At 61.6% G+C, this 1,110-nt stretch carries 2 protein-coding genes; both read right to left on the reverse strand.

The window, feature by feature from the left end; genetic code table 11:
- Positions 1 to 231 precede the first annotated feature (231 nt).
- Complete coding sequence (locus EN893_RS35115) at positions 232 to 432, reverse strand: hypothetical protein (RefSeq protein WP_027037740.1); 201 nt, start codon at positions 430 to 432, stop codon at positions 232 to 234.
- A 104-nt stretch (positions 433 to 536) separates the two neighbouring features.
- A complete protein-coding gene (locus EN893_RS35120) occupies positions 537 to 1,094 on the reverse strand; it encodes a ribonuclease D (RefSeq protein WP_245490967.1) in 558 nt (185 codons plus the stop codon).
- Positions 1,095 to 1,110 lie beyond the last annotated feature (16 nt).

Below are 1,110 nucleotides of genomic sequence, written 5' to 3' on the forward strand. Positions count from 1 at the left end.
GGCTTTCGACACCCATAGAGAGTTCCTCCGAGCAAGAGGGCGACGGCGGAACGGAAAGCTCCGAATCGGCCTCGATATCAACGGCTTCAGGCTATTCGAAAGCGACCAGCCTCACCAGCGGCGCCATCACTAGAGCAATTCTAGGAAAAGTGTAAAGCGGTTTTCCGTCCAAAATTGCGTCAAAACAAAGAGTTAGAGCAGCTCGCCGTTTCCGTGAAACGGTGAACTGCTCTAGTCGTCATCGTCGCTTGCGGCAGGGCGCCAGCTGGTCGGCTCGACCTTCTTTTGCGTGTGACTGTCGATATAGACCCACCAGCCGTCGTCGCGATATTGCGCGATGGATTCGTTGATCACGCCGTCGCTGTCCTTCCACGTGACGGAGACCTTGGAGCCGTCTGTCGGCGCGGTCGCAATCGGCTTTCTGTCCGCCATGTCATCATCCCCCAATTGCACCGACAAACTGAGCCGACAGAACGCCGCGGCCCGCATCCGGTTCCAGCCGGTACCGGCTGCGCGATGTGCTGGCCGGACGACCGTCAGCTGTGGGCAAAGATATCCTCTTCGTCCCAGCCCATCAGGTCAAGCTTGGCACGCGTCGGCAGGAAGCGGAAGCAGGCATCGGCCTCCTTGGTCCGCCCATCGCGCGCCAGGCGTCCGGCGAGCACATCGCGCAAACGGTGCAGATAGAGCACGTCGGAAGCGGCATATTCGAGCTGTTCGGGCGACAGCGTCTCGGCCGCCCAGTCCGACGATTGCTGCGCCTTGGAGAGGCCAACGCCAAGAAGCTCGAAGCAGATGTCCTTCAGCCCGTGGCGGTCGGTGTAGGTGCGGGTCAGCCGCGAGGCGATTTTGGTGCAGAACACCGGCTCCGGCATCACGCCGAACGCATTGTAGAGCACGGCAAGATCGAAGCGTCCGTAGTGGAACAGCTTGGTTACGCCACGGTTCCGCAGCAGGCTGACGAGGTTCGGCGCCTTCTTCTGGCCAGGCGCGATCTGGATGACGTCGGCCGTGCCGTCGCCGGGCGAAATCTGCACCACGCACAGCCGGTCACGATGCGGATTGAGCCCGAGCGTCTCGGTGTCGATGGCCACTGCCCCGACATTGTAG

This window comes from Mesorhizobium sp. M7A.F.Ca.CA.004.04.2.1 (genome assembly GCF_004022825.1).
In the GTDB taxonomy this organism is placed as follows: domain Bacteria; phylum Pseudomonadota; class Alphaproteobacteria; order Rhizobiales; family Rhizobiaceae; genus Mesorhizobium.

What these genes read in the sequence shown, in the direction of transcription:
- EN893_RS35115 (WP_027037740.1), bottom strand. Translation starts at nt 432, where the DNA reads ATGGCGGACAGAAAGCCGATTGCGACCGCGCCGACAGACGGCTCCAAG.